This window comes from Bradyrhizobium sp. 6(2017), assembly GCF_011058295.2.
GTDB lineage: Bacteria > Pseudomonadota > Alphaproteobacteria > Rhizobiales > Xanthobacteraceae > Bradyrhizobium > Bradyrhizobium septentrionale.
Genome location: NZ_CP049289.2, coordinates 7,314,410 through 7,329,091, shown reverse-complemented (window position 1 = coordinate 7,329,091; position 14,682 = coordinate 7,314,410). Strand labels below are relative to the sequence as shown.

Here is a 14,682-nt window from a genome sequence, read left to right as displayed (position 1 = left end):
TCCGGAATGGCCGTGGTATGCCCCCTCAATGCGCCCGAGGCAAGGTGGCAAAGGGCCTTTAATACCGCCTCCCATACGCCCCAAAACAGGCCTCAAACCAGCCGCCGGGCGGCCGCAATGACCTCATGGAGACCGCCGGTGACCTTGAGGTCGCCGATCGCCTCCGGCGCCAGCCATTTGAAATCGTCGTGCTCGTCGTTCAGGACGGGCTCGTGGGACGCCCAGCGCGCCGCGAATGTCATGATCAGATAATGCCCGGTGCCGGGGCCGGTCGGCAGCACCTCGCGCCAGCCGGCCATGCCCAGGATTTCGACCCTGAGGCCAGTCTCCTCGTCGATCTCCCGGTGCAGGGCGGTGTGCAAGGATTCGCCGAACTCGACCCGGCCGCCGGGCAGTGAATAGAAGCCTTTTCCGGGCGAGCGCGCCCGGCGCACCAGCAGCACTTTGCCGTCGCGAAAAATCACGCCTGACACGGCGAGTTGCGGGCGGATCGGAGGTTCGGGAGGGGTCAAGGCAATCAACAATCAGGTTCAAGCGCTATATGCCCGATAAATCAGGCGCCCGCCATGATGCTGTCGACATCGGCCTCCGCGGCGCCGTTGATGATGCCGGCGGTCAGCATCACCAGCGGCTTGACCCAGACGATCGCCTGCTCGGCGAGCGCGACCCGGCTCTTGTCCTGATGCAATTGCCGCATCGCGGAGCCGACCTCGGTCAAGATCTTTGTCATGCTGTCGGTGAGCTGGTCGAATTCGGCCCGGATTCCGGCGTCTGCCGTCTCATAGGATTCGATCGCGAGGTCACGCGCCTTGAAATTTGAGGCGGTGAAATGCTCGGCATAGGACAGTGGCTGCCATTCCAGGAAATCGCTGGCGCATTCCGGCAGGTCCGGCACCATCTCCAGCAGCATGATGGCTTCGTTGAAGTGATTGAGGTAGTCGGTCGCAAGCCCGGTGCGGGGATTGATGTTGGCGGCGCGCAACAGCGCCGCCCGCGCCTCGTCGGGGTACGTCGGTCGCGGGGAAGAGCCCGCTATGGCGGCCGTTGAGGTCATTTGATCGCAGTCTTTAACGGTCCAAGTTAAGGCAGAATAAACGGATACCACTCTGGACGGAATATGTGCGGACGCTTTGTCATAACCTCGCCGCCGGCGGCCTTGCGCGAGATGTTCGGCTATATCGAGCAGCCGAATTTTCCGCCACGGTATAATGTTGCGCCGACCCAGCCGATCCCGGTGGTGCTGCTGCAGAATGGTGGCCGGCATTTTCAGTTGATGCGCTGGGGCCTGATCCCGTCCTGGGTCAAGGACCCCCGAACCTTCTCGCTGCTGATCAATGCCCGATCCGAGACGGTGCGGGAGAAGCCGGCCTTCAAGAACGCGATCAAGCGGCGCCGCGCTCTGATCCCGGCCGACGGCTATTACGAATGGCAGGATGCCGGCGGCCGCAAGCGGCCGTTCTTCATCCATCGCCGCGACGGTCACCCGCTCGCTTTCGCCGCGCTCGCCGAAACCTGGATGGGGCCGAACGGCGAGGAGCAGGACACGGTCGCAATCGTCACCGCGCCCGCAAGCCCCGACCTCGCGCAACTGCATCACCGCGTGCCCGTCACGATCCGGCCCGAGCAATTCGCGCGCTGGCTCGATTGCCTGCCGAACGACGTCGACGACGTGATGCCGATGCTGAGGGGACCCGATGTCGGCGAGTTCGCCTGGCACCAGGTGACGATGCGGGTGAACAGTGTTGCCAATGACGACGCGCAATTGCTGCTGCCGATGAGTGCGGAAGAGATCGCCGCGGAGGACGCGCCGCAGCCGAAGAAAGCGGCGCCGCGCAAGACGTCGGTGCGGGAGGACGACGGGCAGGGGTCGTTGTTTTAGCGATCGGTTGGAAAAGCGTGGTGCGTGGCGCGAATACAGGTACAGATTTCTCCACATCGTCGTCCTGGCGAAAGCCAGGACCCATAACCACCGCAGTTGATCGTGAACGGGATTGTGGCCCCAGCGTCGCGCAACAATTGAGATCTGGGGTAATGGGTCCTGGCTCCCGTGCGCAATTGCGCACTAGGCCAGGACGACGATGAAGATGGTCCTCGATTCAACCTGCCAAACAGCTTGTTCGGTGTCATCACCCGCGCATGCGGGTGATCAAGTATTCCAGAGACACCAGTGTTCGAGCCGAGGGGCCGCGGCGCGCCCTCAGGTGCGCAATTGCGCACCGGGGAATGACGGAGAGAGTTGTCACCCCTTCACGGACGCCACGCCCTCGATCTCGATCAGCATCTTCGGATTGGGCAGCGCCACCACGACGCAGGTGGTGCGCGCGGGGTAGGGCGCGGGGCCGAACGCGCCGGCATAGAGGACGTTCATGGTGGCGACGTCGGAGGCGCGGGTCAGCAGCACGTTGACCTTGACGAGATCGCGCATCGTGGCGCCGGCCTCGTTCAGCACGCGTTTGAAGTTGGTGACGACATTGGCGAACTGCGCCTCGAAACCGTCGGGCAGTTCGCGGTTGGCGTCGAAGCCGGGAATGCCCGAGATGAACAGCAAATCGCCGACGCGGGCGCCGAACGAGAGCGGCGGCGCCTGGACGCCGGGCGGAGGAGGAAAGTGCTTGATCGCTGTCGTTTCTGTCATTGGGATCACCCGTCTGCGCGAGAGGGAAGGGAAGCGGTGTCGATGCTGCGCGGCGCCGCCGCATGGCGGCGCCGGAGATTCTTGCCGAAGAGATTCTGACCGATCATGCCTGCGAGCATCGCGATGACGAAGACCACGATCGGCAACGAGAGGCCGGCGAGGTTGACCAGCGCCGGTCCGGGGCAGATGCCGGCGAGGCCCCAGCCGATGCCGAACAGCACGGCGCCGGCAACCAGCGGCGCATCGATGTCGTTGCGGTCGGGCCAGACGAAGCGCTGCGAGAAGGCGGGCGCGGTGCGCCGCCGCGCGATCGCAAAGCCCGTCGCTGCGACCGCAACCGCGCCGGCCATCACGAAAGCGAGCGTCGCATCCCAGGCGCCGAACAGATCGAGGAAGCCGAGCACCTTCTGCGGGTCGGTCATGCCCGAGATCAGCAGGCCCGCGCCGAAGATCAGGCCACAAACAAAACTGGCGAGAACCGGCATCGCTAGCCTCCCAATCCGTGTCTTGCGATCGCGACCGTCGCGATCGCCGCCAGCATGAAGATGATGGTGGCCGCAATCGAGCGGCCGGACCAGCCGCGCAAAACCGCAGACGCCGTGGCCCGAGGTGCAGCCATTGCCCATCCTTGTGCCGAACCCGACCAGCAATCCCGCGATCGTGATCACCACAAGGTTCGCATTCATCGCCGGCCGCGGCAGCGGCGCGCCGAACAGCGCCGCGATCAGGGGCGCCGCGATCAGCCCCGCGATGAACGCGACGCGCCAGGAGCGGTCGGCGGTATCGGCCTGCAGCAGGCCGCCGACGATGCCGGTGACCCCTGCGATTCGCCCGGTCAGCAGCATCAGCAGCGCCGCGGCAAGCCCGATCAGCGCGCCGCCGGCGAGGCCGGAAAAAGGGGTGAAATCGTGCATCAATGCTGATCCCTGTTGCGCGAACACCTCAACGATCCGGCAAAGTGGCGGGCGCGGATGCGTCAACGGTCGCGCGACTGTGGAGGCGATGATAGACTCCGCCAGATCAGGAACAAGCGTAATCCCGCGTGTTTGCCGGCATTTCAACGATGCCATCAGCCGGCTGGATTGCCGCGATTCGACCTACATCTCACTTCGTCCGGAGAACCCCCATGAGATTGTCATCCGCCATCCGCGCCGCGCTATTCGCGCTGGCGCTGCTAACCGGCTCGTCCGCCGCCTTGGCCGACGAGGGCGCCGTGACGCTCGTGATCTTCAAGGGCGGCTGGATCTTCGGCGGCTCCGCCGGCAAGGGCGTCCTGACCTTCCACGGCCAGACCTACGGGCTCACCGCCGGCGGGCTGGACTATGGCCTCGTGTTCGGCGGCTCCCAGACCACGTTGCAGGGGCGGGTGCGCAACATCCGCCGCGCCCAGGACATCGCCGGCGTCTATGCCGCGGCCGGCATGGGCGTTGCCGTCGGCGCCGGCGTGCGCGGCATCCTCTTGACCAACCAGAACGGCGCGGTGCTCGAATTGAGCGGCAAGCAGATCGGCCTGATGGCCAATGTCGACCTCAGCGGGCTTGCGATCACGTTGAAGGAATAGCGCGGTTCGACTCGTAGGTCAGTAGGGCGGGTTAGCGAAGCGTAACCCGCCGACCTTCACGAGCACATGGTGGGTTACGCCTTCCGCCTTCGCTCGTTGAGCTACGGCGGACGTGGTCGGCTAACCCACCTACGGCCCTGCGATCCACTGCGCCAACTCGCGCCACGGCTGCAGCGTCCAATGCCCGGACGCCGCACCCGACGGCGACGGCAGCACGAACACATCGGGAAAACCGCTGATCTGCGGCTGCCGGCCGAACGCGAGCGAACTGGTCGGCCGGTGATAAAACAGGCTCGCGGCCTTCTTGCTGGTGAAGGCGATGGTCCTCGGCCGATACGTCTCGATCTTCGCCCTGAAGCCTGCGACATCGAACGCCCCCCGCGCGATCTGATGATCCATCCCGGCGCCGCTCTTGGAGAGATCGGTGAAGCCGATGTCGAGTTCGAGCAGGGCGGCGAACTCATCCGGCCGATAGCGCCGCGGCGTGATGCCGACCTCATGCAACGCGCGCCAGAACCGGTTGCCGGGATGCGCGTAGTAATGCCCGACGGCGGCCGAGCGCGTGCTGGCCGCGGTGCCGACGAACACCAGGCGCAGATTGGCGCGGAGTTGGTCGGGGAGGCGGTGAAGGTTATTAGCGGGCATCTGACAAGAGACTGGACGGCGTATCCACGCGCTAGCGTATGATGGAATTAGGTTGAGTGGTAGTCGCACAGGCGGTGCGCTCCCTCTCCCGCTTGCGGGGGGCTGGAGGGCTCTCTCCGCGAGTCACATCGTGGAGAGAGCCCCCACCCGTATCGCATCTTCGATGCGATACGACCTCCCCCGCAAGCGGGAGAGGTGGAGCGTGTCTGCGGCCTGACCGGTTCAACCTAACGCCATCGTTGTTTAACGAACCGGCTCCTTGACCTCTTCCTCGGTCGTGACCGCTTGCGCAGGCCCCGTCGCGCGCACCATCAGGAACGTTCCCGAGAACCTCGTGCCGCGGATGCTCCAGCGGCCGTCGATCTCGGTCGCGTCGGCATTGACCGCGCCTTCGTAGTGGACGGTGCCGTAGCCGTAACCGGGTGGCTCGTAGCGTTTGACGAACGTCACCGCGCTGCCGGAGCGATGACCTGCAAGCGAGGCATTGTGGGTGGCGAGCGGGCAGCCCGGCGTCAAGCAAGGCTCGGTTACGCTGCCGCCGAGCGCGCCGCCGGCGTCGATCAGCGTCGCCAGGAACGTGACCATACCGGAGCCCGGCTGAACATAGCTGCCGTCCCAGACGCCGGTGAGATTGTCGGTCATGTCCGTCTCGGTGAAGTGTGAGTGATCAATCGTCCGCATGATGTGGAGCGCCCAGCGCCTCAACGCAAGTTGTGCCCGCCCGCGCCCGGTTGCCTGCGCTGGCAAAAGGGTCTGTAATCCATCCCAACAGATCAAGAAGAATTTTGGAGCAGGACATGACGGGAGAGGCGAAAACCCATTACGAGGTGATTGTCGTCGGCGCCGGCGTCGCCGGCATCTACCAGATCAAGCGGCTCGCCGATCTCGGCATCGACGCCAGCGTGCTCGAAGGCGCGCCCGATCTCGGCGGCACCTGGTACTGGAACCGCTATCCGGGCTGTCGTTTCGACTCGGAAAGCTACACCTACGGCTTCTCGTTCTCGCGCGAGCTGCTCGACGAGTGGCACTGGAAGGAGCGCTTCTCCGGGCAATCAGAGAATCTGCGCTACCTCAACTACGTCGCCGACAAGTTCGACCTGCGCAAGTACATGCAGTTCAATTGCAAGGTCGAGGCGATGCAGTTCGACGAGACGCGCGATCTCTGGCAGCTCAGGATCAGCGATGGCCGCCGGCTGACCTGCCGCTTCGTGGTGCTGGGGATCGGCCTGCTCTCGGCGCCGACCATGCCGCGTGTGCCTGGGATCGACGATTTCAAGGGCCGCTCGTTCCATACTTATTACTGGCCGCACGAGCCGGTCGATCTCGCGGGCAAGAAGGTCGCTGTGATCGGCACCGGCGCCACCGGCATTCAGGTGATCGGCGAGATCGCCGACAAGGTAGGCCAACTCACCGTGTTCCAGCGCCGGCCGAACTGGAGCGCGCCGCTCAACAACTCGGCGATCTCCGTGGACGAGATGGCCGACATCCGCGCGCGCTACGACGAGATCTTCGCCGCCTGCGCGCTGACGCCGGGCAGCTTCGTGCACGGGCCCGACAAGCGCGGCTTCTACGAGGTGAGCCGCGAGGAGCGGCTGGCACTGTGGGACAAGCTCTACGACGAGCCCGGCTTCGGCATCTGGCTCGCGAACTTTCGCGAGATTTTTATGGACGAGGCGGCCAATGCCGAACTATCAGCCTATATCGCGGACCGCATCCGCGGCCGCGTGAATGATCCTGATGTCGCCGAAAAGCTGATCCCGCGGGATCACGGCTTTGGCGTGCAGCGCCTGCCGCTGGAGACCCAATATTTCGAAGCCTATAACCGCGACAATGTGCATCTCGTCGATCTCGGCGAGACGCCGCTGGTGCGCGTCACAGAGACCGGCCTGCGCACCACGGCGCGCGACTACGAGTTCGACGTCATCGTCTACGCCACCGGCTTCGACGCCATCACCGGCGCCTACGACCTGATCGACATCACCGGCATCGGCGGCGAACGTCTCGCCGACAAATGGAAGCAGGCGCCGTCGACCTTCCTCGGCATGCTCGTGCACGGCTTCCCGAACCTGCTGATGCCCACGGGGCCGCAAAGCGCGTCGGCCTCGACCAATTTTCCACGCGGCATCGAGAATGGGGTGAACTGGTGCACTAACCTGCTGCAATACATGTGGGACCGCGGCCTGACCCGCGCCGACGCCACGCTCGAAGCGCAGGAGCGCTGGACCGCGCATGTGGCAAAAATGTACGAGATCATGCTGATGCGCAAAGCCAAGTCGTGGTTCACCGGCTACAACTCCAACGTCGCCGGCCACGAAGAGGGCACCGTGCGCTACTTCGTCTACAACGGCGGCACGCCGAAGTTCTTGGGGATCATCAACGAGGTTGCGGCGAAGGGGTATCAGGAGATTGAGTTTGGTGCGGGGGCGCGGGCTGGCGCGCAGGCGGCGGCTGTTGGCGCGTCGGCCTCGTAGGGTGGGTTAGCGCCGTAGCTCGACGAGCGAAGGCGGAAGCGTAACCCACCATCTTCTCGCGGTCGTTATCGCGATCATTACGATGGCTCGCAAAGGTGCCGTCGCGGACCACCGAACCGCTCTGATCGTCGTTCTACCTCGCCGCGCGGTCGAACCAGGGGCGCGAAGCGAAGCAATCCGGTGCAGTAGACAGCTATCTACACTGTCCGCATTTAGGACCTTCGATAGTCGATCATCCACGTCGCTCTCAGGCCGTCGCCACCGATATCACATCGAGCAGCGAACATACGGCGTCTCCATTGGCACCGGCTCCTTGGCGCTGAGTGTGATCTTATTCTCGCCAGAGAGTTTTACGTCGATTGCTACGTCTGAAATCGCGACGCCGTCCGAGCACGACGCAATCACTCGAACATTCTGCCCGTCATCGTGCAACGATTTGACAGTACATTTTTGAAACGTGCCGGTGATTTGCTTTCCCTGGACGATTAAGCCGCCCGCGTGGAGATCGGCATCTTTCTTGAACGCGAGCTTGTTGTTCTCCTTGGTGAATACCTTATCGCAGGCCGAGGCGTCGATCGTCCAGGCTCCGTTCAAATCGGCAGCCTGTGTCGAGGCCGATTGCGCAACGAGAAGCACGAATAGTACCGCATTGAAGGTTCTCATGAAAATCTCCAATTAAATGGTCATTAGGCTACTGGACCCTCTGCGAACCGGACGTGGAATTGTCGCCAAATCGTTTATTTGAGGGGAGCATGATAGCATCATCGACGCGGCACTTCATCGCTTTTGAGCATCTGGCATGCGATGAGACAGCGGATTTTTCGTTGATCCAAGTCAATGGTTCTGCGGACCACGTGGCGGCCTTGGGCCGGTTGCTGTCGTGACTGCCCCTGTACAATCCGCACACACGCGATGGATTTATGAGTGAGCGCCGTTGAAGCGAAGAGGCCGGGCTCTCGCCCGGCCTCTTCGTTCTGGATGGGATGCCTGGTCATCGGGCGCGAAGACTCGCTTCGCGCTTTTGTCCCAGGCATGACGAGCGGAGAGGGCGAGCCCTCACAACACCCGATTGCTCTCCTTCACCTTGTCCGCATCGAGATACAAGCTCTCGCCCATCTCCTTGAACTTGGCGCTCATCGTCGCCATGCCGTCCTCGATGACGCCTGACATCGACGCCCCAACGCCCGTCGGGTCGTTCAGTGTCGCGGCGTAGTCGCGGACGTCCTGGGTGATCTTCATCGAGCAGAACTTTGGGCCGCACATCGAGCAGAAATGCGCGACCTTGTGGGCTTCCTTCGGCAGGGTCTCGTCGTGGAAGTTCTTCGCGGTCTCGGGGTCGAGGCCGAGGTTGAACTGGTCCTGCCAGCGGAAGTCGAAGCGGGCGCGTGACAGCGCGTCGTCGCGCAGTTGGGCTGCGGGGTGACCCTTGGCCAGGTCAGACGCGTGGGCGGCGATCTTGTAGGTGATGACGCCGACCTTGACGTCGTTGCGGTCGGGCAGGCCGAGATGCTCCTTCGGCGTGACGTAGCAGAGCATCGCGCAGCCGAACCAGCCGATCATCGCCGCACCGATGCCCGAGGTGATGTGGTCATAGCCCGGCGCGATGTCGGTGGTCAGCGGCCCGAGGGTGTAGAACGGCGCCTCGCCGCATTCCTTGAGCTGCTTGTCCATGTTGATCTTGATCTTGTGCATCGGCACGTGGCCGGGGCCCTCGATCATGACCTGGCAGCCCTTGTCCCACGCGATTTTCGTCAATTCGCCGAGCGTCTCGAGCTCCGCGAACTGCGCGCGATCGTTGGCGTCGGCGATCGAGCCGGGGCGCAGGCCGTCGCCGAGCGAGAACGAGACGTCATACTTGCGCATGAGGTCGCAGATCTCGTCGAAATGGGTGTAGAGGAAGCTCTCCTTGTGATGCGCGAGGCACCATTTCGCCATGATCGAGCCGCCGCGCGAGACGATACCGGTGACGCGGTTGGCGGTGAGGTGGATGTAGGGCAGCCGCACGCCGGCGTGGATCGTGAAATAGTCGACGCCCTGCTCGCACTGCTCGATCAGGGTGTCCTTGTAGAGCTCCCAGGTCAGCTTGACCGGATCGCCGTCGCACTTCTCCAACGCTTGGTAGATCGGCACGGTGCCGATCGGCACGGGCGAGTTGCGCAGAATCCATTCGCGGGTGGTGTGGATGTTGCGCCCCGTGGAGAGGTCCATCACGGTGTCAGCGCCCCAGCGGATCGCCCACACCATCTTGTCGACCTCTTCCTCGACCGACGAGGTCACCGCCGAGTTGCCGATATTGGCGTTGATCTTGGTCAAGAAGTTGCGGCCGATGATCATCGGCTCGAGCTCGGCATGATTGATGTTGGAGGGGATGATGGCGCGGCCGCGCGCGATCTCCGAGCGGACGAATTCCGGCGTGATGAAGGCCGGCACCGCGGCGCCGAAGCTTTCGCCGTCGGCGAGGGCGGCTTCCGCGCGCTCGAGCTGCTGCTTGCGGCCGAGATTCTCGCGCTCGGCGACGTAGATCATCTCCTTGGTGATGATGCCGGCGCGGGCAAACTCGAGCTGCGTGATCTTGTGGCCGTCGAGCCCGCGCAGCGGCGTGTGGTGCGCGGTGAACGCCTTGGCGGCATGCGAGGCGCCGACATTGCCGTTGTCCTCCGGCTTGATGGTGCGCCCCTCATATTCCTCGACGCCGCCGCGCTCCTTGACCCAGGCGAGGCGATTGCGCGGCAGGCCGGTGTTGACGTCGATGGTGACGGCCGGATCGGTGTAGGGACCCGACGTGTCATAGACTGGCAGGTTCGGCTCGCCGGCGCCTTCCGACAGGATGATCTCGCGCAAGGGAACGCGGAGATCGGGTGCGGCCTCCGGCGTCGCAAAAATCTTGCGCGAGGAGGGCAGCGAGCCCGTGGTGACGGCGGGCCGTGTGGTGTCGGGGTTGGAGCGGATGTTCATGAGGGATCCTCCTTTTAGTTCGTTGGCATCGCTGCGCGCGAGTTGAGTACCGCTGTCATCCCCGCGAAAGCGGGGATCCAGTATTCCAGAGGCCGCGGTGGGATACGGAGACGCCGCGGCGTACTGGATCGCCCGGTCAAGCCGGCCGACGACAGCAGGGTGTGTGGAACGAGAGTTTGCATCACGCGGCCTCCGCGCTGAGGCCGAGCCACTGCCGCACCCGCGCATCGGGGTCGGCGTTCTGGGTGACGTCTGAGACGACGGCGATCGAGTCGGCGCCGGCGGCAAAAATCTCGGCGGCGTGCTCGAACTTGATGCCGCCGATCGCGACCAGCGGGATCGCGCCGATCCGCTTCTTCCACTCGGTGATCTTCGCAATGCCCTGCGGTTCGAACCGCATTGACTTGAGCGTCGTGAAGAAGATCGGGCCGAGCGCGACGTAGTCGGGCTTTGCCGCGAGCGCGGTCGCGAGCTCCGCATCGTCGTGGGTGGAGACGCCGAGCGTCAGTTTCGCTTTGCGTATTTCACTGAGATCCGCGTCGGCGAGGTCTTCCTGGCCGAGATGCAGATGCTCGGCGCCGGCGACGATCGCCGCGCGCCAGTAATCGTTGACGACGAGCTTCGTCAGCGTGCCCTTCGTGATCGCCAGCGCGTCGCTGACGATCTGCAGCGCCCCGGCATCGTCGAGCTCCTTCGCGCGCAGCTGGATGGTGCCGACGCCAAGCTTTGTCAGGCGCTCGACCCATTTGATGCTGTCGACGACGGGATAGAACGGATCAGGATACGGCATGCCAGAACGGGGTCCCAACGACAGGGGTGGAGGGGGAGGCGAAGTCGCGGGCTTCCATCAGCCCGGCTTCATAGGCGGTGCGGCCGGCTTCGACGCCGAGGCGGAAGGCGTTGGCCATCGCAACGGGATCGGCGGCCTTGGCGATCGCGGTGTTGAGCAGCACGGCGTCGTAGCCGAGCTCGAGCGCTTCGGCGGCATGCGACGGCGCGCCGAGCCCGGCGTCGACCACCAGCGTGATGTCGGGCAGGCGGTCGCGCAAAAGCTTCAGCGCGTCGCGGTTGGTGATGCCCTTGGCACTGCCGATCGGCGCGGCCCACGGCATCACGACCTTGCAGCCGGCATCGACCAGGCGTGAGGCGACCGAGAAATCCTCGGTGCAATAGGGGAACACCTCGAATCCATCCTTGATCAGGATGGCGGCGGCTTCGACCAGGCCGACCACGTCGGGCTGCAGCGTGTCGTTGTCGGCGATCACCTCGAGCTTGATCCACGGCGTGCCGAACAATTCGCGCGCCAGCTTTGCGGTGGTCACCGCCTCCTTGACGCTGCGGCAGCCCGCGGTGTTCGGCAGCACGGTGACGCCGAGCTCGCGGATCAAGGACCAGAACGCATCGCCGGTCTTGCCGCCGGCGGCTTCCCGACGGAGCGATACGGTGACGATGCTGGCACCCGAGGCGCGGATCGCGCCCTGCATGATCGCGGGCGACGGATAGAGCGCCGTGCCGATCAACAGGCGGGAGGGGAAGGATTTGCCGTAGAAGGTGACCATGTGTCTCCTCACACTATGCCGTCGTCCCGGCGAAGGCCGGGACCCATAACCACGACCGGGCATTGTTGCGACGAGCGTCTCCAAGCGTGCCCAAGGAAGGGCCGCGGCGTATGGGTCCCGGCTCCGTGCGCAAGCGCGCACTCGGCCGGGACGACGTGGAGAGAGTTCGTGCTTGCATCACCATCACCCTCCCTGCCGCGGCGTGATGATCTCGATCTCGTCGCCGGCCTTGAGCACGGTCTCCGCCCAGCGGCTCTTCGGCACCACGTCGTAATTCAGCGCGATCGCGAAATGGGTGCCCTCGTAGTCGAGCTCGGCCAGCAGCGCATCGACGCTGGAAGCCGCGATCTCCCGCTGCTCGCCATTTACAATCATACGCATTGGACGATCACGCGCATTGCATCACCTCATTGTCGATTTCGCCGCGTGCCAGATAGCTCAGCGTCAGCTCGGCCAGCGCCGGCGCCAGCAGGAAGCCGTGACGGTAGAGTCCGTTCACCGTGATGCGGTCCTGCTCGATCCTGATCTTCGGCAGATTGTCGGGAAATGCCGGGCGCAGGCCGGCGCCGAACTCGACGATGCGCGCCTCGGCGAACGCAGGATGCACCACATAGGCGGCGCCGAGCAGCTCCAGTGCCGAGCGCACGCTGACGCCGTTGTCCTCGGCCTCGATCGAGGTCGCGCCCAGCATGAAGCGGCCGTCGCCGCGCGGGATCACGTAGAGCGGCCAGCGCGGATGGATCAGCCGCACCGGGCGGGACAGCTCGACCTCCGCGGTCTCAATGATGATCATCTCGCCCTTGACGCCGCGCAGGCTCGGCTCGCGGTCGCGCGCGGCAAGGCCGCGGCAGTCGATCACGAGGCCGTCGAGATCTTTGGCGAGATCTTGGGCCTCGGCGTCGCTGCCGAACTTGATGGTGCCGCCGGCTTTGGCGATCGCGGCATGCAGTTGCGGCAATACGCGGCGCGGCTCGACATGGCCCTCGTCGGGATAGAACAGGCCATCGCGGAAACGGCCCTCGAGCGACGGCTCGAGCGCACTCACCTCTTGAGCGTCGAGCCGGCGGTGATTGGTGGTGAGCCGGGCAAAGCGCTCGAAATCGGCGCGGTCGCGCGGATGCGCCACCACCAGCGAGCCGTTGAACGGGGTTTTGGGGAAATGCTGCCGCCACAGATCGAGCGCGCGGATGCCGAGCCGCGAGATCACGGGCTCCGACGCCTCCGCCTCGCACCAGGGCGCCAGCATTCCGCCGGCGAAGTGGCTTGTGGATTCCGTCATCGCGGCGTCACTGCGCTCATGCAGGGTGACGGCCCGTCCGGCCTCTGCGAGCAATAGCGCATGCCAGGCGCCGGCTATGCCTGCGCCGATGATGGAGACGGGGGAATCCCCCCGCGGTCTTGACGTCTGATACATCCCTGTCCCTTCGCCGGCATGACCCGGATCAGGTTCAAAGGGTCACCGCGGTCCCGAACTGATCGCCGTGATGGCGAAGTCCAAGCTTGCGGTATCTCAGCTCCTCCTTCGGAGCACCCCTCGGAACGCCCCTAATGTAGGCGGATGGGCGGGTGTGTCAACTTGTATGCCAGGGACGGCACGCCGCGACGTGCGCAAAACTCTCGTGCCCCGGACGCAGCGCAGCGCGACAGCGGTGCGCTGCTGAGCCGGGGCCCACCATCCTCGAACATTGGTCCCGGCTCCGCGGAGCAAGGCTGCGCGTCGCACCGCGTCCGGGACACGAAAGCACTTATTTTTCGGCTTGTTCCGCCGTCGCCTCGGCGTTATTCGGCGTCATCTGGTCCTGTTTGGCGAGCTCTTTCGGTGCTGCACCCGCGCCGCCATGCTTCGCCTGCTTGAGGTGATCCCCGCGCTGGCGCTTTGCGACATAGTAATAGCCGCCCGCGAAATAACGCACGGCTCGGTCGTGATCGCCATTGGCGGCGCGAAAGGCGCCGGCGAGGTATTTGACGCCGTATTTGAGGTTGGTTCCGGGGTCGCGCAGACCTTCGGCGGTACCGGTGTAGCCGAGGCCGCGCGCGGTGCCGAGCTTGATCTGCATCAGCCCGATGGTGCCGCCGCGCCCGATCAGCTGCGGATGGTACTTGCTCTCGCGCACAATGACGCGATGCACCAGCTCTTCCGGCACCAGGTTCGCCTGCGCCTCGGCTGCCACCATCGCCTCATATTGCGCGCGCGATTGTGCATGCGCGCTGGTGCCGGAGGCCAGCACCGCAATCGCGGCAAGGCAGCCAAGAAGGCAGCTAAGGGCTTGTACGGTCTTCATCTCGGTCGCTCGGGGCTTTCAGATGCGCGTCGGTTCTGCGGTCTGATTGGTACGGCGAGCGGGCAGGAATGTGGCAAAACCTTCGCATCAGCGAAGGTTCTGCATCCGTGATTGTCCGGATGGCGGTGAAGTGGACAACGCGTTTGCGGAAACAGATGCTTCAAATTGTTTGCTTCAATTGTCTCAGCCAAGAATTGTCTGCTTCAGTTTTTCCGCTCCAATTTTCTTGGCCGCTTTTTGCCGCACGCTATCCACAAAGGTTTTTCGTGCAAACGATTCGGTGAAGGTTTACACTTCATCCATGGCAGCGCGCACTCAGTCAGCGCGTCTGTCCCTTCCAAAGCACGCAAGAAAACATCATTCGGGAGATGCGCCATGGTCCGTCAGGACACAGGCTATATGCCTCGCGAAAATCCCTGCGCGCAATGCGGCAAGCCGATCGCCCGCCCCGATTGGGTGGAGCACAGTGAGGGGCGCACGTCTTATCTGTGGAATTGCCGCGCCTGCAATTACCGCTTCGAGGCGATCGCGATCTATGACGTAGCGCAGCTCACGCCACTCGCCGCCTGAATCT

Annotated in this window: 17 protein-coding genes, 1 pseudogene and 1 riboswitch; of the genes and pseudogenes, 4 read left to right on the top strand and 14 right to left on the bottom strand. The window is 64.3% G+C overall.

What is annotated here, in order from left to right; genetic code table 11:
- Window positions 1–92 precede the first annotated feature (92 nt).
- Together G6P99_RS34905 and G6P99_RS34900 are read right to left on the bottom strand one after the other, a co-directional pair.
- Window positions 93–512 carry an NUDIX hydrolase gene (locus tag G6P99_RS34905; protein ID WP_165129077.1) on the bottom strand — a complete coding sequence of 140 codons (420 nt, stop codon included), beginning with the start codon at window positions 510–512 and terminating at the stop codon, window positions 93–95.
- 41 nt (window positions 513–553) lie between these two features.
- The gene (locus G6P99_RS34900; protein ID WP_029078992.1) at window positions 554–1,054 is read right to left on the bottom strand and encodes a hypothetical protein; all 501 of its coding nucleotides are present in this window, start codon (window positions 1,052–1,054) and stop codon (window positions 554–556) included.
- Between the two features lie 63 nt (window positions 1,055–1,117).
- Here G6P99_RS34900 and G6P99_RS34895 point away from each other — a divergent pair, with 63 nt between their 5' ends.
- Window positions 1,118–1,879, top strand: coding sequence for an SOS response-associated peptidase (locus G6P99_RS34895; protein WP_029078991.1), 762 nt, complete (start codon window positions 1,118–1,120; stop codon window positions 1,877–1,879).
- A gap of 360 nt (window positions 1,880–2,239) precedes the next feature.
- Here the strand turns inward: G6P99_RS34895 and G6P99_RS34890 are convergent, their stop codons facing one another.
- From G6P99_RS34890 to G6P99_RS34880, 3 genes and pseudogenes are all read right to left on the bottom strand, one after another.
- Window positions 2,240–2,635, bottom strand: coding sequence for a RidA family protein (locus tag G6P99_RS34890; RefSeq protein ID WP_029078990.1), 396 nt, complete (start codon window positions 2,633–2,635; stop codon window positions 2,240–2,242).
- A 5-nt stretch (window positions 2,636–2,640) separates the two neighbouring features.
- Complete coding sequence (locus tag G6P99_RS34885; RefSeq protein ID WP_029078989.1) at window positions 2,641–3,120, bottom strand: DUF6691 family protein; 480 nt, start codon at window positions 3,118–3,120, stop codon at window positions 2,641–2,643.
- Window positions 3,121–3,270: 150 nt separating this feature from the next.
- A pseudogene (locus G6P99_RS34880) lies at window positions 3,271–3,480 on the bottom strand (YeeE/YedE family protein); the annotation flags it as partial.
- A gap of 281 nt (window positions 3,481–3,761) precedes the next feature.
- On the opposite strand from G6P99_RS34880, the gene G6P99_RS34875 reads away from it, so the two are divergent.
- Window positions 3,762–4,196: a hypothetical protein gene (locus tag G6P99_RS34875; protein WP_029078988.1), complete on the top strand. Its 435-nt coding sequence runs from the start codon at window positions 3,762–3,764 to the stop codon at window positions 4,194–4,196.
- 129 nt (window positions 4,197–4,325) lie between these two features.
- Here the strand turns inward: G6P99_RS34875 and G6P99_RS34870 are convergent, their stop codons facing one another.
- Both G6P99_RS34870 and G6P99_RS34865 read right to left on the bottom strand, forming a co-directional pair.
- Window positions 4,326–4,841: a mismatch-specific DNA-glycosylase gene (locus G6P99_RS34870; RefSeq protein WP_029078987.1), complete on the bottom strand. Its 516-nt coding sequence runs from the start codon at window positions 4,839–4,841 to the stop codon at window positions 4,326–4,328.
- A 243-nt stretch (window positions 4,842–5,084) separates the two neighbouring features.
- Window positions 5,085–5,483, bottom strand: a complete 399-nt coding sequence (locus tag G6P99_RS34865) for a hypothetical protein (protein WP_029078986.1) — start codon at window positions 5,481–5,483, stop codon at window positions 5,085–5,087.
- 155 nt (window positions 5,484–5,638) lie between these two features.
- Here G6P99_RS34865 and G6P99_RS34860 point away from each other — a divergent pair, with 155 nt between their 5' ends.
- Entirely contained in the window at window positions 5,639–7,312 is a 1,674-nt protein-coding gene (locus tag G6P99_RS34860; RefSeq protein ID WP_029078985.1) for a flavin-containing monooxygenase, read from the top strand.
- Window positions 7,313–7,579: 267 nt separating this feature from the next.
- Here the strand turns inward: G6P99_RS34860 and G6P99_RS34855 are convergent, their stop codons facing one another.
- From G6P99_RS34855 to G6P99_RS34825, 7 genes are all read right to left on the bottom strand, one after another.
- Window positions 7,580–7,975 (bottom strand): hypothetical protein, encoded by a 396-nt coding sequence (locus G6P99_RS34855; RefSeq protein ID WP_029078984.1) that lies wholly within the window; start codon window positions 7,973–7,975, stop codon window positions 7,580–7,582.
- 393 nt (window positions 7,976–8,368) lie between these two features.
- A complete protein-coding gene (gene thiC, locus G6P99_RS34850) occupies window positions 8,369–10,267 on the bottom strand; it encodes a phosphomethylpyrimidine synthase ThiC (RefSeq protein ID WP_029078983.1) in 1,899 nt (632 codons plus the stop codon).
- 181 nt (window positions 10,268–10,448) lie between these two features.
- A complete protein-coding gene (locus G6P99_RS34845; protein WP_029078982.1) occupies window positions 10,449–11,057 on the bottom strand; it encodes a thiamine phosphate synthase in 609 nt (202 codons plus the stop codon).
- Window positions 11,044–11,826: a thiazole synthase gene (locus G6P99_RS34840; protein WP_029078981.1), complete on the bottom strand. Its 783-nt coding sequence runs from the start codon at window positions 11,824–11,826 to the stop codon at window positions 11,044–11,046. The genes G6P99_RS34845 and G6P99_RS34840 overlap by 14 nt, the downstream gene beginning before the upstream one ends.
- 183 nt (window positions 11,827–12,009) lie before the next feature.
- A complete protein-coding gene (gene thiS, locus G6P99_RS34835; protein WP_029078980.1) occupies window positions 12,010–12,207 on the bottom strand; it encodes a sulfur carrier protein ThiS in 198 nt (65 codons plus the stop codon).
- A 7-nt stretch (window positions 12,208–12,214) separates the two neighbouring features.
- The gene (locus tag G6P99_RS34830; protein WP_029078979.1) at window positions 12,215–13,240 is read right to left on the bottom strand and encodes an FAD-dependent oxidoreductase; all 1,026 of its coding nucleotides are present in this window, start codon (window positions 13,238–13,240) and stop codon (window positions 12,215–12,217) included.
- A riboswitch (TPP riboswitch) is annotated at window positions 13,228–13,371 on the bottom strand. (Overlaps the previous gene by 13 nt.)
- 200 nt (window positions 13,372–13,571) lie before the next feature.
- Window positions 13,572–14,108: a lytic transglycosylase domain-containing protein gene (locus G6P99_RS34825; protein WP_029078978.1), complete on the bottom strand. Its 537-nt coding sequence runs from the start codon at window positions 14,106–14,108 to the stop codon at window positions 13,572–13,574.
- A 375-nt stretch (window positions 14,109–14,483) separates the two neighbouring features.
- On the opposite strand from G6P99_RS34825, the gene G6P99_RS34820 reads away from it, so the two are divergent.
- Window positions 14,484–14,678, top strand: a complete 195-nt coding sequence (locus tag G6P99_RS34820) for a hypothetical protein (RefSeq protein WP_029078977.1) — start codon at window positions 14,484–14,486, stop codon at window positions 14,676–14,678.
- Window positions 14,679–14,682: the final 4 nt, after the last annotated feature.

Bases quoted from the DNA above. Each gene is read 5' to 3' on its own strand.
- G6P99_RS34900 (WP_029078992.1), bottom strand. From the start codon at position 1,054: ATGACCTCAACGGCCGCCATAGCGGGCTCTTCCCCGCGACCGACGTAC.
- G6P99_RS34895 (WP_029078991.1), top strand. From the start codon at position 1,118: ATGTGCGGACGCTTTGTCATAACCTCGCCGCCGGCGGCCTTGCGCGAG.
- G6P99_RS34890 (WP_029078990.1), bottom strand. From the start codon at position 2,635: ATGACAGAAACGACAGCGATCAAGCACTTTCCTCCTCCGCCCGGCGTC.
- G6P99_RS34885 (WP_029078989.1), bottom strand. From the start codon at position 3,120: ATGCCGGTTCTCGCCAGTTTTGTTTGTGGCCTGATCTTCGGCGCGGGC.
- G6P99_RS34875 (WP_029078988.1), top strand. From the start codon at position 3,762: ATGAGATTGTCATCCGCCATCCGCGCCGCGCTATTCGCGCTGGCGCTG.
- G6P99_RS34870 (WP_029078987.1), bottom strand. From the start codon at position 4,841: ATGCCCGCTAATAACCTTCACCGCCTCCCCGACCAACTCCGCGCCAAT.
- G6P99_RS34865 (WP_029078986.1), bottom strand. From the start codon at position 5,483: ATGACCGACAATCTCACCGGCGTCTGGGACGGCAGCTATGTTCAGCCG.
- G6P99_RS34860 (WP_029078985.1), top strand. From the start codon at position 5,639: ATGACGGGAGAGGCGAAAACCCATTACGAGGTGATTGTCGTCGGCGCC.
- G6P99_RS34855 (WP_029078984.1), bottom strand. From the start codon at position 7,975: ATGAGAACCTTCAATGCGGTACTATTCGTGCTTCTCGTTGCGCAATCG.
- thiC (WP_029078983.1), bottom strand. From the start codon at position 10,267: ATGAACATCCGCTCCAACCCCGACACCACACGGCCCGCCGTCACCACG.
- G6P99_RS34845 (WP_029078982.1), bottom strand. From the start codon at position 11,057: ATGCCGTATCCTGATCCGTTCTATCCCGTCGTCGACAGCATCAAATGG.
- G6P99_RS34840 (WP_029078981.1), bottom strand. From the start codon at position 11,826: ATGGTCACCTTCTACGGCAAATCCTTCCCCTCCCGCCTGTTGATCGGC.
- thiS (WP_029078980.1), bottom strand. From the start codon at position 12,207: ATGCGTATGATTGTAAATGGCGAGCAGCGGGAGATCGCGGCTTCCAGC.
- G6P99_RS34830 (WP_029078979.1), bottom strand. From the start codon at position 13,240: ATGTATCAGACGTCAAGACCGCGGGGGGATTCCCCCGTCTCCATCATC.
- G6P99_RS34825 (WP_029078978.1), bottom strand. From the start codon at position 14,108: ATGAAGACCGTACAAGCCCTTAGCTGCCTTCTTGGCTGCCTTGCCGCG.
- G6P99_RS34820 (WP_029078977.1), top strand. From the start codon at position 14,484: ATGGTCCGTCAGGACACAGGCTATATGCCTCGCGAAAATCCCTGCGCG.